28 protein-coding genes are annotated in these 26,630 nt (G+C 67.0%); 27 read left to right on the forward strand and 1 reads right to left on the reverse strand.

Features of this window, described 5'->3' with window-relative positions; translation table 11 throughout:
* Window positions 1-92: 92 nt before the first annotated feature.
* Window positions 93-854, reverse strand: a complete 762-nt coding sequence (locus ACFYL4_RS12070; RefSeq protein WP_387518279.1) for a hypothetical protein — start codon at window positions 852-854, stop codon at window positions 93-95.
* Between the two features lie 358 nt (window positions 855-1,212).
* Here ACFYL4_RS12070 and rplJ point away from each other — a divergent pair, with 358 nt between their 5' ends.
* The 27 genes from rplJ to rplR all read left to right on the forward strand — a co-directional run bounded on the left by rplJ (window position 1,213) and on the right by rplR (window position 26,596).
* Window positions 1,213-1,740: a 50S ribosomal protein L10 gene (gene rplJ / locus ACFYL4_RS12075; RefSeq protein ID WP_357760487.1), complete on the forward strand. Its 528-nt coding sequence runs from the start codon at window positions 1,213-1,215 to the stop codon at window positions 1,738-1,740.
* A 97-nt stretch (window positions 1,741-1,837) separates the two neighbouring features.
* Window positions 1,838-2,221: a 50S ribosomal protein L7/L12 gene (rplL, locus tag ACFYL4_RS12080; protein ID WP_357760489.1), complete on the forward strand. Its 384-nt coding sequence runs from the start codon at window positions 1,838-1,840 to the stop codon at window positions 2,219-2,221.
* A gap of 817 nt (window positions 2,222-3,038) precedes the next feature.
* Window positions 3,039-6,506 carry a DNA-directed RNA polymerase subunit beta gene (gene rpoB / locus ACFYL4_RS12085; RefSeq protein ID WP_357760492.1) on the forward strand — a complete coding sequence of 1,156 codons (3,468 nt, stop codon included), beginning with the start codon at window positions 3,039-3,041 and terminating at the stop codon, window positions 6,504-6,506.
* A 34-nt stretch (window positions 6,507-6,540) separates the two neighbouring features.
* Window positions 6,541-10,419: a DNA-directed RNA polymerase subunit beta' gene (locus tag ACFYL4_RS12090; RefSeq protein WP_357760495.1), complete on the forward strand. Its 3,879-nt coding sequence runs from the start codon at window positions 6,541-6,543 to the stop codon at window positions 10,417-10,419.
* A 148-nt stretch (window positions 10,420-10,567) separates the two neighbouring features.
* On the forward strand, window positions 10,568-13,135 hold the full coding sequence (locus tag ACFYL4_RS12095) for a hypothetical protein (RefSeq protein WP_387518281.1): 2,568 nt from the start codon (window positions 10,568-10,570) through the stop codon (window positions 13,133-13,135).
* A gap of 469 nt (window positions 13,136-13,604) precedes the next feature.
* The gene (rpsL, locus tag ACFYL4_RS12100) at window positions 13,605-13,976 is read left to right on the forward strand and encodes a 30S ribosomal protein S12 (RefSeq protein WP_014912437.1); all 372 of its coding nucleotides are present in this window, start codon (window positions 13,605-13,607) and stop codon (window positions 13,974-13,976) included.
* Between the two features lie 2 nt (window positions 13,977-13,978).
* A complete protein-coding gene (gene rpsG / locus ACFYL4_RS12105; protein WP_184369222.1) occupies window positions 13,979-14,449 on the forward strand; it encodes a 30S ribosomal protein S7 in 471 nt (156 codons plus the stop codon).
* 45 nt (window positions 14,450-14,494) lie between these two features.
* Window positions 14,495-16,606 carry an elongation factor G gene (fusA, locus tag ACFYL4_RS12110; RefSeq protein WP_357760500.1) on the forward strand — a complete coding sequence of 704 codons (2,112 nt, stop codon included), beginning with the start codon at window positions 14,495-14,497 and terminating at the stop codon, window positions 16,604-16,606.
* A gap of 83 nt (window positions 16,607-16,689) precedes the next feature.
* Entirely contained in the window at window positions 16,690-17,883 is a 1,194-nt protein-coding gene (tuf, locus tag ACFYL4_RS12115; protein WP_357760503.1) for an elongation factor Tu, read from the forward strand.
* A gap of 257 nt (window positions 17,884-18,140) precedes the next feature.
* Window positions 18,141-18,449: a 30S ribosomal protein S10 gene (gene rpsJ / locus ACFYL4_RS12120; RefSeq protein ID WP_013156110.1), complete on the forward strand. Its 309-nt coding sequence runs from the start codon at window positions 18,141-18,143 to the stop codon at window positions 18,447-18,449.
* Between the two features lie 12 nt (window positions 18,450-18,461).
* Window positions 18,462-19,112: a 50S ribosomal protein L3 gene (rplC, locus tag ACFYL4_RS12125; protein WP_357760506.1), complete on the forward strand. Its 651-nt coding sequence runs from the start codon at window positions 18,462-18,464 to the stop codon at window positions 19,110-19,112.
* Between the two features lie 3 nt (window positions 19,113-19,115).
* The gene (gene rplD / locus ACFYL4_RS12130) at window positions 19,116-19,787 is read left to right on the forward strand and encodes a 50S ribosomal protein L4 (RefSeq protein ID WP_357760509.1); all 672 of its coding nucleotides are present in this window, start codon (window positions 19,116-19,118) and stop codon (window positions 19,785-19,787) included.
* A complete protein-coding gene (gene rplW, locus ACFYL4_RS12135; protein WP_357760512.1) occupies window positions 19,784-20,074 on the forward strand; it encodes a 50S ribosomal protein L23 in 291 nt (96 codons plus the stop codon). Before rplD ends, rplW begins: the two co-directional genes overlap by 4 nt.
* Before the next feature lie 58 nt (window positions 20,075-20,132).
* Window positions 20,133-20,972 (forward strand): 50S ribosomal protein L2, encoded by an 840-nt coding sequence (gene rplB, locus ACFYL4_RS12140; protein WP_017543004.1) that lies wholly within the window; start codon window positions 20,133-20,135, stop codon window positions 20,970-20,972.
* Between the two features lie 12 nt (window positions 20,973-20,984).
* Window positions 20,985-21,263: a 30S ribosomal protein S19 gene (gene rpsS / locus ACFYL4_RS12145; protein ID WP_357760515.1), complete on the forward strand. Its 279-nt coding sequence runs from the start codon at window positions 20,985-20,987 to the stop codon at window positions 21,261-21,263.
* Between the two features lie 74 nt (window positions 21,264-21,337).
* Entirely contained in the window at window positions 21,338-21,706 is a 369-nt protein-coding gene (gene rplV, locus ACFYL4_RS12150) for a 50S ribosomal protein L22 (protein WP_017543002.1), read from the forward strand.
* A complete protein-coding gene (gene rpsC, locus ACFYL4_RS12155; RefSeq protein ID WP_357760518.1) occupies window positions 21,706-22,494 on the forward strand; it encodes a 30S ribosomal protein S3 in 789 nt (262 codons plus the stop codon). The genes rplV and rpsC overlap by 1 nt, the downstream gene beginning before the upstream one ends.
* 3 nt (window positions 22,495-22,497) lie before the next feature.
* Window positions 22,498-22,911, forward strand: coding sequence for a 50S ribosomal protein L16 (rplP, locus tag ACFYL4_RS12160; protein ID WP_357760521.1), 414 nt, complete (start codon window positions 22,498-22,500; stop codon window positions 22,909-22,911).
* A complete protein-coding gene (gene rpmC / locus ACFYL4_RS12165) occupies window positions 22,911-23,165 on the forward strand; it encodes a 50S ribosomal protein L29 (protein ID WP_017542999.1) in 255 nt (84 codons plus the stop codon). Before rplP ends, rpmC begins: the two co-directional genes overlap by 1 nt.
* Window positions 23,162-23,434, forward strand: a complete 273-nt coding sequence (gene rpsQ, locus ACFYL4_RS12170) for a 30S ribosomal protein S17 (RefSeq protein WP_017588431.1) — start codon at window positions 23,162-23,164, stop codon at window positions 23,432-23,434. The genes rpmC and rpsQ overlap by 4 nt, the downstream gene beginning before the upstream one ends.
* A gap of 104 nt (window positions 23,435-23,538) precedes the next feature.
* On the forward strand, window positions 23,539-23,907 hold the full coding sequence (gene rplN, locus ACFYL4_RS12175; protein WP_013156121.1) for a 50S ribosomal protein L14: 369 nt from the start codon (window positions 23,539-23,541) through the stop codon (window positions 23,905-23,907).
* A 3-nt stretch (window positions 23,908-23,910) separates the two neighbouring features.
* Window positions 23,911-24,216 (forward strand): 50S ribosomal protein L24, encoded by a 306-nt coding sequence (gene rplX, locus ACFYL4_RS12180; RefSeq protein WP_017573366.1) that lies wholly within the window; start codon window positions 23,911-23,913, stop codon window positions 24,214-24,216.
* The gene (gene rplE / locus ACFYL4_RS12185) at window positions 24,216-24,791 is read left to right on the forward strand and encodes a 50S ribosomal protein L5 (RefSeq protein WP_357760527.1); all 576 of its coding nucleotides are present in this window, start codon (window positions 24,216-24,218) and stop codon (window positions 24,789-24,791) included. Before rplX ends, rplE begins: the two co-directional genes overlap by 1 nt.
* A 13-nt stretch (window positions 24,792-24,804) precedes the next feature.
* The gene (locus ACFYL4_RS12190; protein ID WP_013156124.1) at window positions 24,805-24,990 is read left to right on the forward strand and encodes a type Z 30S ribosomal protein S14; all 186 of its coding nucleotides are present in this window, start codon (window positions 24,805-24,807) and stop codon (window positions 24,988-24,990) included.
* 270 nt (window positions 24,991-25,260) lie between these two features.
* Window positions 25,261-25,659 (forward strand): 30S ribosomal protein S8, encoded by a 399-nt coding sequence (rpsH, locus tag ACFYL4_RS12195; protein ID WP_357760530.1) that lies wholly within the window; start codon window positions 25,261-25,263, stop codon window positions 25,657-25,659.
* Between the two features lie 17 nt (window positions 25,660-25,676).
* On the forward strand, window positions 25,677-26,213 hold the full coding sequence (rplF, locus tag ACFYL4_RS12200; protein WP_357760533.1) for a 50S ribosomal protein L6: 537 nt from the start codon (window positions 25,677-25,679) through the stop codon (window positions 26,211-26,213).
* Between the two features lie 2 nt (window positions 26,214-26,215).
* The gene (gene rplR / locus ACFYL4_RS12205) at window positions 26,216-26,596 is read left to right on the forward strand and encodes a 50S ribosomal protein L18 (RefSeq protein ID WP_357760537.1); all 381 of its coding nucleotides are present in this window, start codon (window positions 26,216-26,218) and stop codon (window positions 26,594-26,596) included.
* Window positions 26,597-26,630: the final 34 nt, after the last annotated feature.

Here is a 26,630-nt window from a genome sequence, read left to right on the forward strand (position 1 = left end):
GAGGACCCGGGCGCTTCATGGAGCGGGACGCCCTTCGACCTAGATCTTTCCACCTTCGACGGACAATCCGGACCCGCGGTTCCCGGTGGGGCTCATGTCGGCACGGATTCACTGATCTCGTCGCCGTTGGGGACGTGGAAGGAGGTCGCGCCCCGGTCGCTGAACTCCAGCCACAGCGAGGAGGTGGGGCCCGAGGACTCCAGGCGGACGGGGAAGCCCTCGGAGTCCACCCAGACGGACACGTCGAGGCGTCCGGAGCCCTCCTCGCCCAGCATCGGGCCGACGACGGCCCGCCCCTGCGGGTCGGCGCCGTCCGCGAGCGCGGGCAGCACACCGTGGAGCGGGAGCGTCCCCGTGCCCGCGACGGTCTCGGCGGGGCCCGGTTCGACCCCCTCCATCCCGGAGAGCAGCGCGACCACCTCGGCCACGGAGCCGAGGTCGAACACGTCGGCGGGGGAGGGGGAGGGTACGAGCGCGTCACCCCTGACCCAGTCGGTCGGGGCTCCCAGCACACGCCCGGGGTCGTGCAGGAGGGCCTGGCCGTCCTCGGGGCGGACCACCACCAGTTCGGGACTGCCGGGCGTGCTCAGCGTGGCTCGCACGGCCGCGGGGGACGCCGACACCTCGTAGGTGAGCAGGGTCGCGGTACCGCCCTCCGGCCCCGTGCCGACACCGATGTCGAGGGTGTAGTCGTCGGCTCCCGCCACGGTGTCGGGCAGGACGGCGAGCAGCGCCTCGGTGTCGGCCTCCTCGTACCAGGGCCGGTCGGCCCCGGGGAACAGGGCGCAGCCGGGCACGGCCAGCGTCGCGGACAGGGCACAGGTCAGGAGCAGGGCGGAACGGGGGGATTCCACGGTGGGGACTCCTCAGGCGCGGGGCTCGGGCCCCCATGCTGTCACCTCGCCGCCCGGCGGGTGAGCAGTGGTGGCGATCACGTGGTGCGGGTGCCTCTCGGGGGCCGAGCACTCCGGGCGTCGGCTACGATTGGTACTTGCCGAAGACCGCTGGTCGTCACCCGCTCGGGTGACCCAAGGACCCATTGATGGGCGCCCGCGCAGGTGTCACCAGAGCTTTCCCGTTCCGGGGCGTGCACGTCACGTACTGAGAACGCGGTCGTGCCCCGTGCGCCTCGCGCTCGGGGCTTTTTCTCGTGCTGACGCCGATCATGGAGCCCTTGGGAATCAACCAGCGTTCACTGTTGGAAGGAGTCCCATGGCGAGGCCGGACAAGGCAGCCGCGGTCGCCGAACTCACGGACGAGTTCCGTGAGTCGAACGGCGCCGTGCTGACCGAATACCGGGGGCTCACTGTCGCGCAGATCACTGAACTGCGCCGCAGCCTCGGTCAGACAGCGCGTTTCCGCATCGTCAAGAACACGCTGACCAAGATCGCGGTCAAGGAGGCCGGCGTCGACGAGCAGATCAACGATCTGCTCGAGGGCCCGTCCGCCATCGCCTTCGTCCACGGGGACGTTGTCGAGGCCGCCAAGGGTCTGCGTGACTTCTCGAAGGCGAACGCGCCGCTGGTGATCAAGGGCGGCGTCATCGACGGTAAGTCGATGAGCGCCGAGGACGTCACCAAGCTGGCCGATCTGGAGTCCCGAGAGGTTCTCCTCTCGAAGCTGGCCGGTGCGCTCAAGGCCAAGCAGGGCCAGGCCGCCGCCGTCTTCCAGGCGCTCCCGTCCAAGACTGTGCGTCTCGCGCAGGCCCTGGCGGACAAGCGTTCCGAGGAAGCCGCTTAAACCCCATGAACCACGGCGGGTGCCCCCGGCGCCCGGCCACTGGCTCGCACGATGCGCCACTGGGCGCGCGTGTCGTTAGAGAAAGAGAGATCGCATCATGGCGAAGCTCAGCAACGAGGACCTGCTTGCCGCGTTCGAGGAGATGACCCTCCTCGAGCTCTCCGAGTTCGTGAAGCTGTTCGAGGACAAGTTCGACGTCACCGCCGCCGCCCCGGCCGCCGTCGTCGCCGCCGGCCCCGCCGGTGCCGCCCCGGCCGCCGAGGAGGAGAAGGACGAGTTCGACGTCGTCCTCGAGTCCGCTGGCGACAAGAAGATCCAGGTCATCAAGGAGGTCCGCGGTCTCACGAGCCTGGGCCTCAAGGAGGCCAAGGACCTCGTCGACAACGCCCCGAAGGCTCTGCTCGAGGGCGTCAACAAGGAGGCCGCGGAGAAGGCCAAGGCCGCCCTTGAGGGCGCTGGCGCCACCGTCACCCTCAAGTAGTCCTCCGCGGGCGCCAGCCGCCCGCTGGTCTGCGTGAAGCGGCCGTTCCTCCTTTGGGAGGGGCGGCCGCTTTCTCGTGTCCGGAGACGGCCCGGGGGATTCGGTCCTGCGGAAAACCGAGGGTTCCGGCCAGGGGTCCGGAACCCGGGCCGCCACGGGGGCGAACCACGGACCGACGTCCCGTATGTCGTGTACGACGCCGTGTCTGAACCGTCGTGAGCTGGGCGGTGTGCGAAGCTGGGGCGGTTCGCGGGCGTGAACCCCGAGTGCGCGTGTGCGAACTGTCCCCGGGACGCGATAATCTCCCGTCCCGGGAATCTTGAAGGCCTCCGGAGAGAGTGTTTACCCGCCTGGGGCGGGGGAATCCTCTCGGGTGTCCGTTGGCTCACATCCCCCGTGGGGCCAGGGCAGGCGCACTGTTTCACCCTGATGGTCCAGGGCCTACCCCCGGGGATGCGAGCGGTGGCGGTACGGCCGTCGCCCGGGTACGACCCGGGGCCGTCGGCTCCCTCCGGGGGCGCGGGTGGGCGCACGCCGGGCTTGACGGATCGCCCTCCAGGGGTGATCCTGCCGGTGTCGTGAGTGGCGCTGTGGACCGTGAGTGGACAGCGGTGTGGTGTTCGGCTACACTGCTCTTTTGCGCTGCCCTTTGGTGATCCCTGTGTCGGTGTACGGCTTCCGCATCCCATTTCTCTGGTTCCGGAAGGCCCGTCACCCGCTCGATGTGACCGTCTCAACCGCGTTGCGGCGGTCCCTCTCGTGACGGATCGTCTGGCGTGCGCGCTTCAACCGCCACAAGCCTTCGGAAGGACCCCTGTTGGCAGCCTCGCGCAACGCCTCCGCTAACGCCCTTGGTCCGCACCGCGTTTCTTTCGCCCGTATCCAGGAACCCCTCGAGGTTCCGAACCTTCTGGCCCTGCAGACCGAGTCGTTCGACTGGCTGCTGGGCAACGACACGTGGAAGACCCGGGTCGAGACGGCCCGCAACGCCGGCCGCAAGGACGTTCCGGAGCAGTCCGGTCTCGAAGAGATCTTCGAGGAGATCAGCCCGATCGAGGACTTCTCGGGCACGATGTCCCTTTCGTTCCGTGACCATCGGTTCGAGCCGCCCAAGTACTCCGAGGAGGAGTGCAAGGACAAGGACATGACGTACTCCGCCCCGATGTTCGTCACGGCGGAGTTCATCAACAACGACACCGGTGAGATCAAGAGCCAGACGGTGTTCATGGGCGACTTCCCGCTCATGACCGTCAAGGGCACCTTCATCATCAACGGTACCGAGCGCGTCGTCGTGTCCCAGCTCGTCCGCTCCCCGGGTGTGTACTTCGACAAGTCCGTCGACAAGACCTCGGACAAGGACCTCTTCGGCTGCAAGGTCATCCCGTCCCGCGGCGCCTGGCTGGAGTTCGAGGTCGACAAGCGCGACTTCGTCGGCGTCCGCATCGACCGCAAGCGCAAGCAGGGCGTCACCGTCCTGCTCAAGGCGCTCGGCTGGACCACCGACCAGATCCTTGAGCGCTTCGGCCAGTACGAGTCGATCCGCAACACCCTGGAGAAGGACCCCACCGCCGGTACCGACGACGCGCTGCTGGACATCTACCGCAAGCTGCGTCCGGGAGAGCCGCCCACGAAGGAGTCGGCCCAGGCGCTGCTGGAGAACCTGTACTTCAACCCCAAGCGCTACGACCTCGCCAAGGTCGGCCGGTACAAGATCAACAAGAAGCTCGGCCTCGACACCGACTTCACCCAGGGCACCCTCACCGAAGAGGACATCGTCGCGACCATCGACTACCTCGTGCGCCTGCACGCTGGTGAGGTCGAGAAGGAGACCGTCCTCGGCCTCCGCCCGGTCGAGACCGACGACATCGACCACTTCGGCAACCGGCGCCTGCGCACCGTCGGCGAGCTCATCCAGAACCAGGTCCGCCTGGGCCTGGCCCGCATGGAGCGCGTGGTGCGCGAGCGGATGACGACCCAGGACGTCGAGGCGATCACGCCGCAGACCCTGATCAACATCCGTCCCGTCGTGGCCTCCATCAAGGAGTTCTTCGGCACCTCGCAGCTGTCGCAGTTCATGGACCAGACCAACCCCCTCGCGGGCCTGACCCACAAGCGCCGCCTCTCGGCGCTGGGTCCGGGCGGTCTGTCCCGTGAGCGCGCGGGCTTCGAGGTCCGTGACGTCCACCCGTCCCACTACGGCCGCATGTGCCCGATCGAGACGCCCGAGGGCCCGAACATCGGTCTGATCGGTTCGCTCGCCGCCTACGGCCGCGTGAACTCCTTCGGCTTCGTCGAGACGCCGTACCGGAAGATCATCGACGGCAAGGTCTCCGACCAGGTCGACTACCTGACCGCTGACGAAGAGGACCTCTACGTCATCGCGCAGGCGAACACGCCGATGAACCCGGATGGGAGCTTCGCCGAGGCCGGTGTGCTCGTCCGCCGTAAGGGCGGGGAGTTCGAGCAGGTCAGCACCGACGAGGTCGACTACATGGACGTGTCGCCGCGCCAGATGGTGTCGGTCGCCACCGCCATGATCCCCTTCCTGGAGCACGACGACGCCAACCGCGCGCTCATGGGGTCCAACATGCAGCGCCAGGCCGTGCCGCTGCTGCGCGCCGAGTCGCCGTTCGTCGGCACCGGCATGGAGTACCGCGCCGCCACCGACGCCGGTGAGGTCATCCTCGCCGAGAAGGCCGGTGTGGTCGAGGACGTCACCGCCGACTACGTCACCGTGATGGCCGACGACGGCACGCGCAAGACGTACCGCATGGGCAAGTTCCAGCGCTCCAACCAGGGCACCTGCTTCAACCAGCGCCCCATCGTGCACGAGGGTCAGCGCATCGAGGTCAAGCAGGTCCTCGCCGACGGTCCGTCCACGGACCAGGGCGAGATGTCGCTGGGCAAGAACCTCCTCGTGGCGTACATGTCCTGGGAGGGCCACAACTACGAGGACGCCATCATCCTCAGCCAGCGCCTGGTGCAGGACGACGTCCTCTCCTCGATCCACATCGAGGAGCACGAGGTCGACGCCCGTGACACCAAGCTCGGCCCGGAGGAGATCACCCGCGAGATCCCCAACGTCAGCGAGGAGGTCCTGGCCGACCTCGACGACCGGGGCATCATCCGCATCGGCGCCGAGGTCGTCGACGGCGACATCCTCGTCGGCAAGGTCACGCCCAAGGGCGAGACCGAGCTGACCCCGGAGGAGCGCCTGCTGCGCGCCATCTTCGGTGAGAAGGCCCGCGAGGTCCGCGACACCTCTCTGAAGGTGCCGCACGGCGAGACCGGCAAGGTCATCGGCGTCCGCGTCTTCAGCCGCGACGAGGGCGACGAGCTCGCCCCCGGCGTCAACGAGATGGTCCGCGTCTACGTGGCCCAGAAGCGCAAGATCACCGACGGTGACAAGCTCGCCGGCCGTCACGGCAACAAGGGCGTCATCTCGAAGATCCTGCCCCAGGAGGACATGCCCTTCCTGGAGGACGGCACCCCCGTCGACATCATCCTCAACCCGCTGGGCGTCCCCGGCCGTATGAACGTCGGCCAGGTACTGGAGGTCCACCTGGGTTGGCTGGCCAAGAACGGCTGGCTGGTCGAGGGGGTCGAGGAGGAGTGGCAGAAGTCGCTGCACGCGATCGGGGCGGCCGAGGTCGAGCCCAACTCGCGCGTGGCCACGCCGGTCTTCGACGGCCTGCACGGTGACGAGCTGAGCGGCCTCATCCAGTCGGTCCGCCCGAACAAGGACGGCAACCGCCTCATCAACGAGGACGGCAAGGCCCGCCTGTTCGACGGCCGTACCGGTGAGCCCTTCGCCGAGCCGATCTCCGTCGGCTACAAGTACATCCTGAAGCTCCACCACCTCGTGGACGACAAGATCCACGCCCGTTCCACCGGCCCGTACTCCATGATCACGCAGCAGCCGCTGGGTGGTAAGGCGCAGTTCGGCGGCCAGCGGTTCGGCGAGATGGAGGTCTGGGCGCTGGAGGCGTACGGCGCCGCCTACGCGCTCCAGGAACTGCTCACCATCAAGTCCGACGACGTGGTGGGTCGCGTCAAGGTCTACGAGGCCATCGTCAAGGGCGAGAACATCCCCGAGCCGGGCATCCCTGAGTCCTTCAAGGTGCTCATCAAGGAGATGCAGTCGCTCTGTCTGAACGTGGAGGTGCTGTCCAGTGACGGTATGTCCATCGAGATGCGGGACAGTGACGAGGACGTCTTCCGCGCCGCGGAAGAACTGGGAATCGACCTGGGCAGGCGTGAGCCGAGCAGTGTCGAAGAGGTCTAACTTCCGCGGATTTCGAGAGCAGGGGACGAATTAAGTGCTCGACGTCAACTTCTTCGACGAGCTGCGGATTGGCCTCGCCACCGCCGACGACATTCGCCAGTGGTCGCACGGCGAGGTCAAGAAGCCCGAAACCATCAACTACCGAACCCTCAAGCCCGAGAAGGACGGACTCTTCTGCGAGAAGATCTTCGGTCCGACCCGGGACTGGGAGTGCTACTGCGGTAAGTACAAGCGCGTCCGCTTCAAGGGCATCATCTGTGAGCGCTGCGGCGTCGAGGTGACCCGTGCCAAGGTGCGCCGTGAGCGGATGGGCCACATCGAGCTGGCCGCTCCCGTCACGCACATCTGGTACTTCAAGGGCGTGCCCTCCCGCCTGGGCTACCTGCTGGACCTGGCGCCGAAGGATCTCGAGAAGATCATCTACTTCGCCGCCTACATGGTCACGTGGGTGGACACCGAGGCCCGTGAGCGCGACCTCCAGTCGCTGGAGGCGCGGATCTCGGTCGAGAAGCAGCACCTGGAGCAGCGCCGCGACTCCACCATCGAGGAGCGCCACCGCAAGCTCGAGGCCGACCTGGCCGAGCTCGAGGAGCAGGGTGCCAAGGGCGACGCGCGCCGCAAGGTGCGCGAGGGCGCAGAGCGCGAGATGCGCCAGCTGCGCGACCGCGCCCAGCGCGAGATCGACCGCCTCGACGAGGTGTGGAGCCGTTTCAAGAACCTCAAGGTCCAGGACCTCGAGGGCGACGAGATGCTCTACCGTGAGATGCGCGACCGCTTCGGGAAGTACTTCCGCGGTGGCATGGGCGCCCAGGCCATCCAGGACCGCCTGTCCAACTTCGAGCTGGACGAGGAGGCGGAGAAGCTCCGGGAGACCATCCGCACCGGCAAGGGCCAGAAGAAGGCCCGCGCCCTGAAGCGGCTCAAGGTCGTCTCGGCGTTCCTCAACACCACCAACAGCCCCATGGGCATGGTGCTGGACTGCATCCCGGTCATTCCGCCGGACCTGCGTCCGATGGTGCAGCTGGACGGTGGCCGCTTCGCGACCTCCGACCTCAACGACCTGTACCGCCGCGTCATCAACCGGAACAACCGCCTCAAGCGGCTGCTGGACCTGGGCGCGCCCGAGATCATCGTCAACAACGAGAAGCGGATGCTCCAGGAGGCCGTCGACGCGCTGTTCGACAACGGCCGCCGCGGTCGCCCGGTCACCGGTCCCGGTAACCGTCCGCTCAAGTCGCTGTCCGACATGCTCAAGGGCAAGCAGGGCCGTTTCCGTCAGAACCTGCTCGGCAAGCGCGTCGACTACTCCGGCCGTTCGGTCATCGTCGTCGGTCCGCAGCTGAAGCTGCACCAGTGCGGTCTGCCCAAGCAGATGGCCCTGGAGCTCTTCAAGCCGTTCGTGATGAAGCGCCTGGTGGACCTGAACCACGCGCAGAACATCAAGAGCGCCAAGCGCATGGTGGAGCGGTCCCGCCCCGTGGTGTGGGACGTCCTCGAAGAGGTCATCACCGAGCACCCGGTGCTGCTGAACCGCGCCCCGACGCTGCACCGCCTGGGCATCCAGGCCTTCGAGCCGCAGCTGGTCGAGGGCAAGGCCATCCAGATCCACCCGCTCGTGTGCACCGCGTTCAACGCGGACTTCGACGGCGACCAGATGGCCGTGCACCTTCCGCTGTCCGCCGAGGCCCAGGCCGAGGCGCGGCTGCTGATGCTCGCCACCAACAACATCCTCAAGCCGTCCGACGGCAAGCCCGTGACCATGCCCACCCAGGACATGATCATCGGCCTGTACTACCTGACGACGGAGCGCGCGGGTGCCCCGGGCGAGGGCCGTGCCTTCCGCTCGCCGGCCGAGGCCATCATGGCCTACGACCTGGGCGACCTCGACCTGCAGGCCAAGATCCGACTGCGTATCGCCGACGGCGCTCCCGCGCCCAAGGACTGGACGCCGCCGGAGGGCTGGGAGCAGGGCGACGTCTACGTCCTGGAGACCACGCTGGGCCGGTACCTCTTCAACGAGGCCACCCCGGTGGACTACCCGTACGTCAACTTCCAGGTGGGCAAGAAGCAGGTCTCGGTCCTGGTCAACGACCTCGCCGAGAACTACCCCAAGGTCCAGGTCGCCACGACCCTGGACGCCCTGAAGGACGCCGGTTACCGCTGGGCCACCCGGTCCGGTCTGACCATCGGCATCGAGGACGTCGTCGCGCCTCCGCAGAAGGCGGAGATCCTCGGCGGGTACGAGCGCAAGGCCGACAAGATCCAGCGCGAGTACGACCGCGGTCTGATCACCGACGACGAGCGCCGTCAGGAGCTCACCGAGGTGTGGACCCAGGCCACGGCCGAGGTCGCCAAGAACATGGAGGACAACTTCCCCGCCGACAACCCGGTGTGGATGATGGTCCAGTCCGGTGCGCGTGGTAACCCGATGCAGGTGCGCCAGATCGCCGGTATCCGTGGTCTGGTCTCCAACACCAAGGGTGAGACCATCCCGCGTCCGATCAAGTCCTCCTACCGTGAGGGCCTGTCCGTGCTGGAGTACTTCATCTCCACACACGGTCAGCGCAAGGGTCTGGCGGACACCGCCCTGCGTACCGCCGACTCGGGTTACCTGACCCGTCGTCTGGTGGACGTCGCGCAGGACGTCATCGTCCGCGAGATCGACTGCGGCACGGACCGTTCGCTCTGGCACGAGATCGGCGAGAAGAACGCCGCCGGTGTCGTCGTGCGCAAGCACAACGTCGAGAACACCGGTTTCGGTCGGACCATCGCCGAGGACACGCTGGACCCCGAGGGCAAGCTCGTCCTCCCGGCGCTGTCCGACACCTCCGAGCAGAACATCGACAAGCTGGTCGCCGCCGGGGTCACCCGGGTGCGTATCCGTTCGTCGCTCACCTGTGAGGCGAAGATCGGCGTCTGCACCACCTGCTACGGCCGCTCCATGGCGACCGGCAAGCCGGTGGACGTCGGCGAGGCGATCGGTATCATCGCGGCCCAGTCCATCGGTGAGCCCGGTACCCAGCTGACCATGCGTACCTTCCACATGGGTGGTTCGGCCGGTCAGGACATCACCCACGGTCTGCCCCGTGTCCAGGAGCTCTTCGAGGCCCGCATCCCCAAGGGTGTGGCCCCGATCTCCGAGATGGAGGGCCGGATCAGGGTCGACGACACCGAGAAGAGCCGGAAGATCGTCGTCATCCCCGACGACGGCACGGACGAGATCGCCTACCCGGTCCCGATGCGTGCGCAGCTCCTGGTGAGCGACGGCGACCACGTCAAGGTCGGCCAGCAGCTCATCCAGGGTGCGATCAACCCGCACGAGGTGCTGCGTATCCAGGGTCCGCGCGCGGTGCAGCAGCACCTCGTGTCGGAGGTCCAGGAGGTGTACAAGTCGCAGGGTGTGTCCATCCACGACAAGCACATCGAGATCATCGTCCGCCAGATGCTCAAGCGGGTGAACATCCTGGAGTCCGGTGACACCGAGCTCCTGCCCGGTGAGATGGTCGAGCGGCCGAAGTTCGAGCGGATCAACCGACGCGTCGTGTCCGAGGGCGGCCAGCCCGCCGCCGGACGTCCGGTGCTGCTGGGTATCACCAAGGCCTCTCTGGCCACGGAGTCCTGGCTGTCGGCGGCCTCCTTCCAGGAGACCACCCGCGTGCTGACGGAGAACGCGATCCACGGTAAGAGCGACCCGCTGTTGGGCCTCAAGGAGAACGTCATCATCGGTAAGCTCATCCCGGCCGGTACCGGTATTCCGCAGTACCGCAACATCCGGGTGGAGCCGACCGAGGAGGCCAAGGCCTCGATGTACTCGGTCTCCGGTTACGAGGAGCCCAGCGAGTACACCTTCGGTCAGGGATCGGGCGAGGCCGTCCCGCTGGAGGAGTACGACTTCGGTCCCTACAACCGGTAAGTCCAACCTGAACGTTGGTTGAGCTGACGGCGGTGGTCAGCCACCCCCATCACCGGGGGTGGCCCCGCCGCCGTTTCGTCGTTGTCGGTTCGTACACTGCGGTGCGGACGGGGAGAAGGCGCTTCGGCGCTGTCGGGAGAGCAGGCAAGTGACTGATAACGGGGGCGGGGCGCCGGGAGACCGTGCGCCCCAGGCGGACGCGGACTCCTGGTTCAAGCCCAGCGAGGTCCGTTACCGCACACAGTCGGAGTACCAGGACCCCCTGGAGGACGACGCGGCGGCGCACCCGGGGGAGCGTTCCGAGGAGGACGGCCCCTCGGGCGGTGCGGTCTTCCCGGACAGCGGCGGCTACGCGGGGCTGAGCGCCTCGCGTCCGGCGATGGTGGAGCCCTACCCGGACGCGTTGGGCGCCCCGGCCCCGGACTCCGGGTACGTCCCGGGCGCCATCTCCTACCCGGGTGCGGGGACCTCGGCCTACGAGCCGGTGACGCGCGTACCCGGTGACGACCCGCTCTCCGGGCGGGAGCCGGACGCACCCTCCGGAGGCTTCCCCGGCATCGCGGCCAGCGCGGACGTACCGCTGCCGCCCGAGGAGCCCGCGGAGGACGCCCACGGGGGCTGGGGCTCCGGCACCCGTGACTCCTGGGAGCCCGTGACATCCGGTGACTCCGCCTCGGATCGCGCTTCCGCGACCGCCTGGGGCGGTTCACCGGACCCCGTCGCCGAGAGTTCCGCCTGGGACCCGGGCGCGGGCCGGGACCCGCTGGCCGCTCGGGACCCGTGGTCGTCCCAGGAGACCCCGTGGTCGGAGGCTCCCTCCGACGCGTCCCCGGGGCCCGTGAGCGACCCCGCTCCGTGGGAGCCGCGTGTCGCCGACGACCGGGACCCGTTGGACGCGTCCCGCGAGGCGTGGAACCCCGGGCCGTCGGCTCAGGGTGCGGGTGAGGCTCCCTGGACTCCGCGCGACTCCGGTTCCGACCCCGCTCCGTGGGACTCGACGGGCGTGGGTGATTCGGACACGGGGGACGTGCGGACGCCGGACCCGGCGCTGGACCAGCCGCTGCCCACGGGGTCCTTCGGAGGGACGGAGGAGCCCCGGCACACTGACGCGTCCGGCCCCGGCCGGGACCCCTGGACGCCCGAGGCCGACACCTCCGACTCCTGGAGCCCGCCCGGTGCGGGCGAGGAACTCTGGAAGCCCGAACCCGGCGGGGAACCGTCCGGGGAGTGGAACGGTACCGAGGGGTTGGACAGTTGGAGCCCGTCCACGGACTCCACGGACACCTGGCAGGGCGGGGCCACCGAGCCCTGGGCCGAGCAGACGGAACGCCCCTGGTCGGACCACGCCCGCACTCCGCACCGGGACGGTGACCGCTATGACGACGAGCTGTCCCCCCGCCCCGTGGAGGAGACGACGTACCGTACCGCCGACCGGTACGGTGACGAGCTGTCGCCGTCCGCTGACCGGTATGGTGACGAGCTTTCGGGTGGCCGGTACGGTGACGAACTCTCGCCGTCCGCCGACCGGTACGGCGACGAACTCTCGCCGTCCGCCGACCGGTACGGCGACGAGCTCTCGCCGTCCGCCGACCGGTACGGCGACGAGCTCTCACCGTCTACCGACGGCTACGGTGACGAGCTTTCGGGTGGCCGGTACGGCGACGAGTTCTCACCGTCCGCCGACCAGTACGGCGGTGGGGTCCCGCCCTCCAACGACGGCTACGGTGACGAGCTTTCCGGCGGTCGCTACGGGGACGAGCCCTCCGCGGCACCCGACCAGGGTGGCAGCGGCAACACCTGGGCCTTCGACCGCGACGACCCGCGCCTTCCCGACGTCGTTCGTGACGCGGAGCGGCGCCGCCGCGACTCCTCCTCGCCGGAACCCGCCCACACCGACTGGGGCGTCGCCTCCGAGGGGGAGCCCGACACCGGAACGCTCTCCGCGGCGGTCCCCGGCTCCGACGACCCGTTGGCGGCCATCGCCGACATGCAGACCCGGGCCAGGTCCAGGGAGTCCCGTGAGGAGGTCGACCAGCCGTGGGACGCCGCCTCCACGGAGGGTGACGACTCCTGGCGGGGCGGCGAGGGCGCCACCCAGATGTTCACCGCGCCCTCCTTCGACCGGACTCCCGCACCGTCCGACGACCGCTACGGGGACGATCCGTTCCGCGAGGAGGGGTACGCGGACGACCGGTACGACGACCCGAGCGCCGACCCCGACGACCGGTACGACGACGGATACCCGGGCGACGTCGGCGGGGACGATCCGCGTGAGGAGGGAGAGGTCGGTTCGGACCGGCGGGAACGCGACGCGGAACCTGAGTACGAGGACGACTTCACCCCGGCGGACTACGGCATGCCGGAGCGGCCCAAGCCCGCCAAGCGGCGCCGCGACCGGATCGCCGAGGACTTCCCCGGATTCGACGAGGCCCGGGAGGACGGCGACTACCCGGGCTACGACAGCGTCGACTTCCTCGCGGACACCGAACCCGGGGCGACCACCACCCTGTGGCTCGGTATCGCCTCGCTGATCCCCGGCCTCGGTGTGATCACCGCGATCCTGGCGTTGTTCGTCACCGGACCGAAGGCGAAGAGGGCGATCCGGGAGTCGCGGGGAACGCTCGACGGGCTGGGCCTGATCACCACCGGCACCGTGTTCGCGGTCATCGGCATCCTCGTGACGGTGATCTCCGTCGCGATCTGGTTCGTTCTGTAGAATCCCGGCCGCTGCCGGGGGACCATGGGTCCTCCGGCAGCGGCCGATCGCGTTTTGGCACTCCGCACGCCCCCTGACGGCAAACCCGGGGCGAAGCGGGTCCGGGAGCACGTAGACTGGGGGAGACCCACGGCTACGCGAGATCCGGTTCCGCTTGTCTCGCCATGTCGCACACCGTTTTGACCGCCTGTTCGGTAAGCGGTAGCCTGTGTGATTGTGCCCGTGAGTCGACGGGTCACACGTGTGTGTGCGGCGCCCCAGTCCTCCCTAGGACGGACACAGGGCGCGCGGCGCGCGTGAACCCCCTCCTGTGAATCGGCCTCCGGCCGGGTGTGCATCCGTTCGCCATGCGTGGGAACGAGGGCGACACGCCCGACCACGTGGGTCGGGGAGATTCGGGAAATTCAGCAGGTCAATAGCGATATCGGCTACGAGAACCGGCGTAGGTCACGAGGAAGACGGAGACGCGGTGCCCACCATCCAGCAGCTGGTCCGCAAGGGCCGACAGGACAAGGTCGCAAAGAACAAGACCCCGGCGCTGAAGGGGAGTCCGCAGCGTCGTGGTGTGTGCACGCGTGTCTACACCACTACGCCGAAGAAGCCGAACTCCGCTCTGCGTAAGGTCGCTCGCGTCAAGCTGAGCAGCGGCATCGAGGTCACGGCCTACATTCCCGGCATCGGTCACAACCTCCAGGAGCACAGCATCGTGCTGGTTCGTGGCGGTCGTGTGAAGGACCTGCCGGGCGTTCGCTACCGAATTGTCCGCGGTTCGCTCGACACCCAGGGTGTCCGGGGCCGCAAGCAGGCCCGTAGCCACTACGGCGCCAAGAAGGAGAAGTAAGCATGCCGCGCAAGGGCCCGGCGCCGAAGCGCCAGCTCATCACCGACCCGGTCTACGGCTCGCCGCTCGTCACCGCACTCATCAACAAGGTGCTCCTCGACGGCAAGCGCTCCATCGCCCAGGCCGTCGTGTACGACGCCCTGGAGGGTGCTCGCGAGAAGACCGGTCAGGACCCGCTCGTCGTTCTCAAGCGAGCCCTGGACAACGTCAAGCCCGCGCTGGAGGTCCGCAGCCGCCGTGTCGGTGGCGCGACCTACCAGGTGCCGGTCGAGGTTCGCGCCTCCCGGTCCACCACGCTGGCCCTGCGCTGGCTGGTCTCCTACTCGCGTCAGCGTCGTGAGAAGACCATGACCGAGCGTCTGATGAACGAGCTGGTCGATGCCAGCAACGGTCTGGGCGCGGCTGTCAAGAAGCGTGAGGACACGCACAAGATGGCCGAGTCGAACAAGGCCTTCGCCCACTACCGCTGGTAACCCCGCGGCGAATCGATTCCTTGAGACCTAGGGAAGACGAGCCTCATGGCTAAGACTTTGCTTGACCTGGCCAAGGTCCGCAACATCGGCATCATGGCCCACATCGACGCGGGCAAGACGACCACGACCGAGCGGATCCTCTACTACACGGGTGTCAACCACAAGCTCGGCGAGACGCACGACGGCGCCTCGACGATGGACTGGATGAAGGAAGAGCAGGAGCGGGGTATCACCATTACCTCGGCTGCGATCACCACCAGTTGGAACGACACCACGATCAACATCATCGACACGCCCGGCCACGTCGACTTCACGGTCGAGGTCGAGCGGTCGCTGCGTGTGCTTGACGGCGCCGTCGCGGTGTTCGACGCCAAGGAAGGCGTCGAGCCCCAGTCGGAGCAGGTCTGGCGTCAGGCGGACCGGTACAACGTGCCGCGTATCTGCTTCGTCAACAAGATGGACAAGATCGGCGCGGAGTTCCAGCGCTGCGTCGACATGTTCCGTGAGCGCCTCGGTGCGAACGCCATGCCGATCCAGCTGCCGATCGGTGCCGAGAGCGACTTCAAGGGCGTCATCGACCTCGTGAAGATGAAGGCCTACGTCTGGAACGACGAGGCCGCGCTCGGCGAGATGTACGACACGATCGACATCCCCGACACCCACGCCGAGGCCGCTCGCGAGGCCCGGGACTTCTTCCTCGAGACGTTGGCCGAGGCCGACGACGAGATCATGGAGATGTACCTGGAGGGCCAGGAGCCCACCGTCGAGCAGCTGGTCCCCGCGATCCGTCGCGCGACCATCGCCGGTACCGCCATCCCCGTGGTCTGTGGCACCGCGTTCAAGAACAAGGGCGTCCAGCCCCTGCTCGACGCGGTCGTCGCCTACCTCCCCTCGCCCGTGGACGTCGAGGCGATCGACGGTCACGACCCCAAGGACGAGACCGAGCAGACCAAGCTCGAGCGCAAGCCGAGCGTGGACGAGCCGTTCTCCGCCCTGGTCTTCAAGATCGTCAGCGACCCCCACCTGGGCAAGCTGTCGTACGTGCGGATCTACTCCGGCGTCCTGGAGGCGGGCACCCAGGTGCTCAACAGCCTCAAGGGCCGCAAGGAGCGCATCGGTAAGGTCTACCGGATGCACTCCAACAAGCGCGAGGAGATCCCCGCGGCGGGTGCGGGCGACATCGTCGCCGTCATGGGCCTGAAGGACACCACGACCGGTGAGACGCTCTGCGAGCAGTCCGCTCCGATCGTCCTGGAGTCCATGACCTTCCCGGCTCCGGTCATCGAGGTGGCCATCGAGCCGAAGACCAAGAGCGACCAGGAGAAGCTGGGCATCGCGATCCAGCGTCTGGCCGACGAGGACCCCTCCTTCCAGGTGGCCTCGGACGAGCAGACCGGTCAGACCGTGATCTCGGGCATGGGCGAGCTGCACCTCGAGGTGCTGGTCAACCGCATGCGCGACGAGTTCAAGGTCGAGGCGAACATCGGTAAGCCCCAGGTGGCCTACCGCGAGACCATTCGCAAGAAGGTCGACGGCCACGTCTACACCCACAAGAAGCAGACCGGTGGGTCGGGCCAGTTCGCCAAGGTCAAGATCGACCTGGAGCCGCTGACCTCCGAGGACGGCGACTCCTCCGGCTACGAGTTCGTCAACGCCGTCACCGGTGGCCGCATCCCGCGGGAGTACATCCCGTCGGTCGACGCCGGCTGCCAGGAGGCCGCTGAGCTGGGTGTGCTCGCGCACTACCCGCTCGTCGGCATCAAGGTGACGCTGACGGACGGTCAGTACCACGACGTCGACTCCTCGGAGATGGCGTTCAAGACCGCCGGTTCGATGGCCTTCAAGGAGGCCGTCCGGCTGGCGAAGCCGACTCTTCTCGAGCCGGTCATGGCCGTCGAGGTCACCACTCCCGAGGAGTACATGGGTGACGTGATCGGTGACCTGAACTCCCGCCGTGGACAGATTCAGTCCATGGACGAGCGTTCCGGCGTCCGTCTCGTCAAGGCCCAGGTGCCCCTTTCGGAAATGTTCGGCTACGTGGGTGACCTGCGCAGCCGTACGCAGGGTCGAGCCAACTACTCGATGGTGTTCGACTCCTACGCGGAGGTTCCGTCCGCTGTCGCCCAAGAAATTGTGGCGAAGGTTCGCGGCGAATAGTCGCGAGCAAGCAACCCGGCTGTACCCCGTGCCCGCGGGGTTGGACCACAGTCAGATAGATCTGTACGTCTAGGAGACTTCCAGTGGCGAAGGAAAAGTTCGAGCGGACCAAGCCGCACGTCAACATCGGCACCATCGGTCACATTGACCACGGCAAGACCACGCTGACCGCGGCCATCACCAAGGTGCTGCACGACGCGTACCCGGACCTGAACCCGTTCACGCCGTTCGAGGACATCGACAACGCTCCCGAGGAGCGCGAGCGCGGTATCACCATCTCCGTCGCTCACGTCGAGTACCAGACCGAGGCGCGTCACTACGCCCACGTCGACTGCCCCGGTCACGCGGACTACGTGAAGAACATGATCACGGGTGCCGCGCAGATGGACGGCGCGATCCTGGTCGTGGCCGCCACCGACGGCCCGATGCCGCAGACCAAGGAGCACGTCCTCCTGGCCCGCCAGGTCGGCGTCCCCGCCATCGTCGTCGCCCTGAACAAGGCCGACATGGTGGACGACGAGGAGATCTTCGAGCTCGTCGAGCTCGAGGTGCGTGAGCTCCTCAGCGAGTACGAGTTCCCCGGCGACGACATCCCCGTCACCAAGGTCTCGGCTCTCAAGGCCCTCGAGGGCGACGCCGAGTGGGGCAAGGCCGTCCTGGAGCTCATGGGCACCGTGGACAGCTTCATTCCCGAGCCCGAGCGTGACACCGAGAAGCCCTTCCTCATGCCGATCGAGGACGTCTTCTCGATCACCGGTCGCGGCACCGTCGTCACCGGTCGTATCGAGCGCGGCATCGTCAACGTCAACGAGACCGTTGACATCGTCGGCATCAAGGAAGAGAAGCAGACCACCACCGTCACCGGTGTTGAGATGTTCCGCAAGCTGCTCGACCAGGGCCAGGCTGGCGACAACGTCGGTCTGCTCCTGCGCGGCATCAAGCGCGAGGACGTCGAGCGCGGCCAGGTCGTGATCAAGCCCGGCACGACCACCCCGCACACCGAGTTCGAGGGTCAGGTCGTCATCCTGTCCAAGGACGAGGGTGGCCGCCACACGCCGTTCTTCAACAACTACCGCCCGCAGTTCTACTTCCGCACCACCGACGTCACCGGCGTCGTGACGCTGCCGGAGGGCACCGAGATGGTCATGCCCGGTGACAACACCGAGATGACCGTCCAGCTGATCCAGCCGGTCGCGATGGAAGAGGGCCTCAAGTTCGCCATCCGTGAGGGTGGCCGGACCGTGGGCGCGGGTCGCGTCACGAAGATCCTCAAGTAGCACACACGTGGGGGTGGCCCCTTCCGGAGCCGCCCCCACGTGGTGGGTGGGCCGCTTCACCGCGGCCCGCCCACCACACTGACAAGACGTCATCGGGCTCTGTGACGGTGACGCACCGCAGGGGCAAGCCCTGTTGCGGTTTCTCAAGGGAATAGGGGCTCACGGCCAACTAGCCGGCGGTTTCGCCGACAGGCCTGGGCGTCTGTGCCCGGACAGCTCACCGTTACGGACACTGAAGCGAAGGACGAACAGGCCACATGGCGGGACAGAAGATCCGCATTCGGCTAAAGGCCTATGACCACGAGGTCATCGACAGCTCGGCGCGCAAGATCGTTGAGACTGTGACGCGAACTGGCGCACAGGTCGCGGGCCCGGTGCCGCTGCCGACGGAGAAGAACGTTTACTGCGTCATCCGATCGCCGCACAAGTACAAGGACTCGCGCGAGCACTTCGAGATGCGCACCCACAAGCGGCTGATCGACATCATCGACCCCACGCCGAAGACGGTGGACTCGCTCATGCGACTCGACCTCCCGGCTGGCGTTGACATCGAGATCAAGCTTTAAGGACGCACAGACATGGCCACCAAGCAGATCAAGGGAGTTCTGGGCGAAAAGCTCGGCATGACCCAGGTCTTCGACGACGCGGGCAAGATGGTGCCCGTGACCGTCCTGAAGGCCGGTCCGTGCGTCGTGAGCCGCATCCGGACCCCCGACACCGATGGCTACTCCGCCATCCAGCTCGGCTACGGGCAGATCAACCCGCGCAAGGTCAACAAGCCCCTGGGCGACTACCTGCGCGCGAACGACCTGACCCCGCGCCGCCACTACGTCGAGGTGCGCACCACCGACGCCTCCGAGTACACGCTCGGCCAGGAAGTCGACGCCGCCGCGTTCGAGAGCGGCCAGAAGGTCGACGTCACGGGCAAGAGCAAGGGCAAGGGTTTCGCCGGTGTGATGAAGCGCCACGGTTTCCGTGGTCTCTCCGCCTCGCACGGCACCCAGCGCAAGCACCGCTCTCCCGGCTCCATCGGCGGCTGCGCCACGCCCGGCCGCGTTTTCAAGGGCATGCGGATGGCCGGGCGCATGGGCAACGTGCGCAAGACCGTCCAGAACCTGACCGTTCACTCCGTGGACGCGGAGAAGGGCCTCATCCTGGTCAAGGGTGCTGTCCCGGGTCCCAACGGCGGTCTGGTGCTCGTCCGCACCGCTGTGAAGGGGGACAAGTAAGTCATGGCCCAGATCGAGGTCAAGAACCCCGAGGGCGGCTCCAAGGGCAGCGTCGAGCTTCCCGAGTCCGTCTTCGCCCAGCAGGTCAGCATCCCGCTGATCCACCAGGTCGTGAACGGCCAGCTGGCCGCCGGCCGGCAGGGCACCCACGCCACCAAGACCCGCGGCGACGTCCGCGGCGGTGGCAAGAAGCCCTACCGCCAGAAGGGAACCGGTCGCGCCCGTCAGGGCTCGATCCGCGCCCCGCAGTACACCGGTGGTGGCACCGTCCACGGTCCCCAGCCGCGTGACTACAGCCAGCGGACCCCGAAGAAGATGAAGGCCGCCGCCCTGCGTGGCGCCCTCTCGGACCGGGCCAACCACGGCCGCATCCACGTCATCACCGAGTTCGTCGGTGAGGGCGCGGACAGCAAGCTCACGCAGACCGCTCTGAAGGCGCTGCGCCAGGTCACCGAGTCCGACAAGGTCCTCGTCGTCCTGGCCCGCGAGGACGAGCACAACCGGCGCGCCCTGCGCAACCTCGAAGAGGTCCACATCCTCGACGCGGACCAGGTGAACACCTACGACGTCCTCTACGCGGACGACGTGGTCTTCACCGAGGCGGGCTACGCCGAGTTCCTGGCCCACGCGGCCGGTGCCTCGAAGGCCGCTGAGTCCGAGGAGGACGACCAGTGAGGATCGCCGACCACCGGGACATCATCATTGAGCCGGTGATCTCCGAGAAGAGCTACGGGCTCATGGACGAGAACAAGTACACGTTCATCGTTCGCCCGGACGCCAACAAGACCCAGATCAAGATCGCGATCGAGAAGATCTTCGAGGTGAAGGTCACGAGCGTGAACACGATCAACCGGAAGGGTAAGCGCAAGCGGACCCGTTTCGGTTTCGGGAAGCGTCCCGACACCAAGCGCGCGATCGTCAGCGTGGCCGACGGCCAGCGGATCGACATCTTCGGTGTCTGACCTCTCCCGGGTCTGACCGCTACATGTCAAGCAACACGTAAAGGAATGCGCGAAGAAGATGGGCATTCGTAAGTACAAGCCGACGACGCCGGGTCGTCGCGGCTCCAGCGTGAGCGACTTCGTCGAGATCACGCGTTCGGAGCCGGAGAAGTCCCTGGTCCGTCCGCTTCACTCCAAGGGCGGTCGTAACGGCCACGGCCGGATCACCGCTCGTCACCAGGGTGGTGGCCACAAGCGCGCCTACCGCGTGATCGACTTCCGTCGTCACGACAAGGACGGCGTGCCGGCCAAGGTCGCTCACATCGAGTACGACCCCAACCGCACCGCTCGCATCGCTCTGCTCCACTACGTGGACGGTGAGAAGCGCTACATTCTGGCGCCCGCCGGCCTCAAGCAGGGCGACAAGATCGAGAACGGCCCCCAGTCCGACATCAAGCCGGGCAACTGCCTCCCGCTGCGCAACATCCCCACGGGTACGTTCGTGCACGCGGTCGAGCTGAAGCCCGGTGGCGGTGCCAAGCTGGGTCGTTCCGCGGGGTCGCAGATCCAGCTCCTCGCCAAGGAGGGCCGTTACGCCACGCTGCGTATGCCCTCCGGTGAGATGCGCATGGTCGAGATCTCCTGCCGCGCCACGGTTGGTCAGGTCGGCAACGCCGAGCAGTCCAACATCAACTGGGGCAAGGCCGGCCGCTCGCGGTGGAAGGGCAAGCGCCCGACCGTCCGCGGTGTGGTCATGAACCCGGTCGACCACCCGCACGGTGGTGGTGAGGGCAAGACCTCCGGTGGTCGTCACCCGGTCAGCCCCTGGGGCAAGAAGGAAGGCCGGACCCGGGCCAAGAACAAGGCCAGCGACAAGCTGATCGTGCGGCGTCGGCGTAGCGGTAAGAAGAAGCGGTAAGGAGCACGTCTGATGCCACGTAGCCTTAAGAAGGGTCCCTTCGTCGACGACCACCTCATCAAGAAGGTGGAGTCGCAGAACGAGAAGGGGACCAAGAACGTCATCAAGACGTGGTCCCGGCGATCCATGATCGTCCCGGAGATGATCGGTCACACGATCGCCGTCCACGACGGCCGCAAGCACGTTCCGGTGTTCGTGTCGGAGTCGATGGTCGGCCACAAGCTCGGTGAGTTCGCTCCCACGCGTACTTTCCGTAGCCACGTCAAGGACGACCGCCGCAGCCGCCGCTAGCGGTTGCAGCAGTTGTAAGAACCATTTTCTCCACGGTGAGTGGGGAAGGAATTTCCGTGAGCGAGGGAAAAGCGATGGGAACGAGGGCACAGGCGCGGTTCGTCCGCGTTACGCCCCGAAAGGCTCGCCGGGTGGCGGACCTTATTCGCGGGTTGCCCGCTGACGAGGCACAGGCGGTGCTCCGGTTCGCGCCCCAGTCGGCGAGCGAGCCCGTTGGCAAGGTGCTGGCTAGCGCCATCGCCAACGCTGAGCACAACGACAAGCTGGACCGCGAGTCGCTGGTGGTCGAGCGCGTCTGGGTGGACGAGGGTCCGACCCTGAAGCGCATTCGTCCCCGGGGCTTCGGCCGGGCTTTCCGGGTCACCAAGCGCACGAGCCACATCACCGTGGTCGTCGCTGAGGGCGCGGGCGCCTCGTCCAAGACCAAGGAAAGGACCCGATAGTGGGGCAGAAGGTAAACCCGCACGGGTTCCGCCTCGGCATCACCACCGACTTCAAGAGCCGCTGGTACGCCGACAAGTCCTACAAGGACTACGTTAAGGAAGACGTCGCGATCCGTCGGATGCTGACCCGTGGCATGGAGCGCGCGGGCATCTCCAAGGTCGAGATCGAGCGCACCCGTGACCGTGTCCGCGTGGACGTCTACACCGCCCGGCCGGGCATCGTCATCGGCCGCCGCGGCGTCGAGGCCGACCGAATCCGTACGGACCTGGAGAAGCTCACCGGCAAGCAGGTGCAGCTGAACGTCTTCGAGGTCAAGAACCCCGAGATCGACGCTCAGCTCGTCGCCCAGGGCGTCGCTGAGCAGCTGAGCAGCCGCGTGGCGTTCCGCCGCGCGATGCGCAAGGCCATGCAGAGCGCGATGAAGAGCGGCGCCAAGGGTATTCGTATCCAGTGCGGCGGCCGTCTGGGTGGGGCCGAGATGTCCCGCTCGGAGTTCTACCGCGAGGGTCGCGTCCCGCTGCACACGCTGCGCGCCGACATCGACTACGGCTTCTTCGAGGCCCGTACGACCTTCGGTCGCATCGGTGTCAAGGTGTGGATCTACAAGGGCGACGCCCCTGTGACCCGCGCCGAGCGCGAGGCCGCCCAGGCCGCGCAGCGGACCGCCGGTGGCGGTCAGCGTCGTGAGCGTCCGCAGCGTCGTCGTCGCGGCGGTGCCGCCGGCGCGCCGGGCACCGAGGCCAAGGCTGGTGCTTCGGCCGAGGCTCCGAAGACCGAGGGGAGCTAACCGATGCTGATTCCTCGCAAGGTCAAGTACCGGAAGCAGCACCACCCGGACCTTCGCGGCAAGGCCAAGGGCGGGACGTCGGTCACCTTCGGTGAGTTCGGCATCCAGGCTCTGGAGTCGGCCTACGTGACGAACCGTCAGATCGAGTCCGCTCGTATCGCCATGACGCGTCACATCAAGCGTGGCGGCAAGGTGTGGATCAACATCTTCCCGGACCGTCCGCTGACGAAGAAGCCGGCCGAGGTCCGCATGGGCTCCGGTAAGGGTTCTCCCGAGTGGTGGGTCGCCCCGGTCAAGCCGGGTCGTGTGATGTTCGAGCTGTCGGGCGTGCCCGAGGCCATTGCCAAGGAGGCGATGCGCCGTGCGATGCACAAGCTCCCGATGAAGTGCAAGTTTGTTAAGCGGGAGGGGGAGTGATGGCGAAGTCCGTGACTGCCCACGAGCTGCGCGACCAGTCCGTCGAGGACCTGGTCACGAAGCTCAAGGAAGCCAAGGAAGAGCTCTTCAACCTCCGCTTCCAGGCCGCTACCGGCCAGCTCGACAACCACAGCCGTCTTCGTACCGTCAAGCGCGAGATCGCGCGGATCTACACGGTCCTGCGCGAGCACGAGCTGGGCATCGTCCCGCTGTCTGGTGAGTCGGCTGAGGAGACGAAGGAAGCAGCCGAATGAGTGAGAACCAGACCGAGACGCGCAACTACCGCAAGGTGCGCGAGGGCTACGTCGTCAGCGACAAGATGGACAAGACCGTCGTTGTCGAGGTCGAGGACCGCGTCAAGCACGCCCTGTACGGCAAGGTCATCCGACGGACGACCAAGTACAAGGCGCACGATGAGGCGAACTCCGCTGGCGTCGGCGACCGGGTCCGCATGATGGAGACCCGGCCGCTCTCCGCGACGAAGCGTTGGCGCGTCGTGGAGATCCTGGAAAAGGCTAAGTAACCCCAGCCTGTTGGCGGCCGACACGCGTTGTCGGCCGCCAGCGCGAGGGGTGAGACCACCTAGCCGTGCGGCAGTGGACCGCACGCATCACATCAGGAGCAGACGTGATTCAGCAGGAGTCGCGACTCAAGGTCGCCGACAACACGGGTGCCAAGGAGATCCTTACCATCCGTGTTCTCGGTGGCTCGGGTCGGCGCTACGCCGGGATCGGCGACACGATCGTCGCCACGGTGAAGGACGCCCTGCCTGGCGCTGGAGTCAAGAAGGGCGACGTCGTCAAGGCCGTTGTCGTGCGCACCGTCAAGGAGCGCCGCCGGCCCGACGGCTCCTACATCCGCTTCGATGAGAACGCTGCCGTGCTCATCAAGGACGGTGGGGACCCGCGAGGCACCCGCATCTTCGGCCCGGTCGGCCGTGAGCTGCGTGACAAGAAGTACATGCGCATCATTTCGCTGGCGCCGGAGGTGCTCTAAGCGATGAAGATCAAATCTGGCGACGAGGTCATCGTTCTCGCCGGCAAGGACAAGGGTGCCACCGGCAAGGTCGTCAAGGCCCTGCCGAAGGAAGACCGTGTCATCGTCGAGGGCGTCAACCTGGTCAAGAAGCACAGGAAGGCCAACCCGGCGGGCGGCCAGCAGGGCGAGGTCGTCACGAAGGAGGCCCCCATCCACGTGAGCAACGTTGCGCTCGCGGAGGACGGCAAGGCCACTCGGGTCGGCTACCGCTTCGAGGAAGACGGAACCAAGGTTCGGGTCTCCCGTCGCACCGGTAAGGACATCTGATGACGGTTACCAACGACATCACGGCCCCGCCGATGCCGCGGCTCAAGGAGAAGTACCGCAACGAGATCGCTGCGGGCCTCAAGGACGAGTTCGACATCGCCAACGTCATGCAGATCCCCGGTCTCACGAAGATCGTGGTCAACATGGGCGTCGGCGAGGCGGCTCGGGACGCGAAGCTGATCCAGGGCGCGATCGCCGACATCACGGCGATCACCGGCCAGAAGCCGAAGATCAACCGGGCCAAGAACTCCATCGCGCAGTTCAAGCTGCGCGAGGGTCAGCCGATCGGCGCCAGCGTCACGCTGCGCGGCGACCGGATGTGGGAGTTCCTCGACCGGCTGCTCTCGCTGGCCCTGCCCCGGATCAGGGACTTCCGTGGCCTTTCCCCGAAGCAGTTCGACGGGAACGGCAACTACACGTTCGGTCTGACCGAGCAGGTCATGTTCCACGAGATCGACCCGGACAAGGTCGACCGCCAGCGTGGGATGGACATCACGGTTGTCACGACGGCGACCACCGACGAACAAGGCCGCAGCCTGCTCAAGCGGCTCGGTTTCCCGTTCAAGGAAGCCTGAGGGGTTACCACAGATGGCTAAGAAGTCCCTGATCGCGAAGTCGCAGCGGAAGCCGAAGTTCGGCGTTCGCGCGTATACTCGATGCTCTCGGTGCGGCCGCCCGCGCGCCGTCTTCCGGAAGTTCGGCCTGTGCCGTATCTGCTTCCGCGAGATGGCCCACCGGGGCGAGCTGCCCGGTATCACCAAGTCGAGCTGGTAGTTTCCGGTGGGGTCGACCCTGCGCTCCGGCGCGGTCGGCCCCCCGAAACGCCGCCTGACCGGTGGCACATCGCAGTGGCCGTGACCGCCTCCTGGCGGTCCGCGGCCCGGCAACATCCATTCAAACAGGGCACGGCAGTCCCCAAGGGACCGCGGTGCCCACGACCACGCCGAAGGTCCGTTTGTGCACTCCCCGGGGGCGACCCCGAGGGGAGGCAGGCTCTGGGAAAGCCCGCACTCGGAAACCGCGGTGAGGAAGGGCCAGTCGGCCATGACGATGACCGACCCGATCGCAGACATGCTGACGCGTCTGCGTAACGCGAACTCGGCTTACCACGACACCGTGGCGATGCCGTATTCCAAGATCAAGGCGCACATCGCCGAGATCCTCCAGCAGGAGGGCTTCATTCAGGGGTGGCGGACCGAGGAGGCCCCCGTGGGCCAGAGCCTCGTCCTCGACCTGAAGTACGGCCCCACCCGTGAGCGTTCCATCGCGGGAATCCGCCGGGTCTCCAAGCCCGGTCTCCGGGTGTACGCGAAGAAGGAGAACCTTCCGCGCGTGCTGGGCGGCCTCGGTGTGGCGATCATTTCGACGTCCGGTGGCCTGATGACCGACAAGCAGGCCAAGAAGCGTGGCGTGGGCGGCGAAGTCCTCGCTTACGTCTGGTAATAGGGAGAGACTGAAGCATGTCGCGAATCGGTCGACTGCCGCTCTCGGTCCCCAAGGGCGTCGAAGTCACGATTAACGGGCAAGACGTCACTGTCAAGGGGCCGAAGGGCGAACTCAAGCACACGATCGCCGAGCCGATCACCGCCTCCTTCGAGGATGGTGTCGTCACGGTCGCTCGTCCTGACGACAAGCCGGAGAACCGGTCGCTGCACGGTCTGACCCGTGCGCTGCTGGCGAACCTGGTCGAGGGCGTCGCCAAGGGCTACGCCAAGACGCTGGAGATCCACGGTGTGGGTTACCGCGTCCAGGCCCGCGGCTCCAACCTGGAGTTCTCGCTGGGCTTCAGCCACCCGGTGGTCATCGAGCCCCCCCAGGGCATCACCTTCCGCGTGGAGAAGCCGACCCTCCTCCACGTCGAGGGCATCGACAAGCAGCTGGTGGGCCAGGTCGCCGCGAACATCCGCGGTCTGCGCAAGCCTGACCCGTACAAGGCCAAGGGCGTGCGGTACAAGGGTGAGCACATCCGCCGCAAGGCCGGAAAGGCTGGTAAGTAGGCATGGGCATCACCGTGAGCCGTAAGCGCACCGCGAAGGCCACCACCTCGCGCAAGCGCCGGCAGTTCCGGGTCCGCAAGAAGGTCGTGGGCACCAGCGAGCGTCCGCGTCTGGCCGTGTTCCGCTCCTCCAAGCACATCGTCGCGCAGGTGATCGACGACACCAAGGGTCACACCCTGGTCGCCGCCTCCAGCGTCGAGACCGACGTGCGGGGTGCCGAGGGCACGAAGTCCGACAAGTCCGTCAAGGTCGGTGAGCTCGTCGCGCAGCGCGCGAAGGACGCCGGTATCACCCAGGTCGTCTTCGACCGCGGTGGTAACCGTTACGCCGGTCGTATCGCCAAGCTCGCCGACGCGGCGCGCGAGGGCGGGCTGGAGTTCTAGTTCGATGACCTCTGTACTGGCCAAGAACAACCAC

The sequence above is a fragment of the Nocardiopsis sp. NPDC006938 genome, from assembly GCF_042869555.1.
GTDB lineage: Bacteria > Actinomycetota > Actinomycetes > Streptosporangiales > Streptosporangiaceae > Nocardiopsis.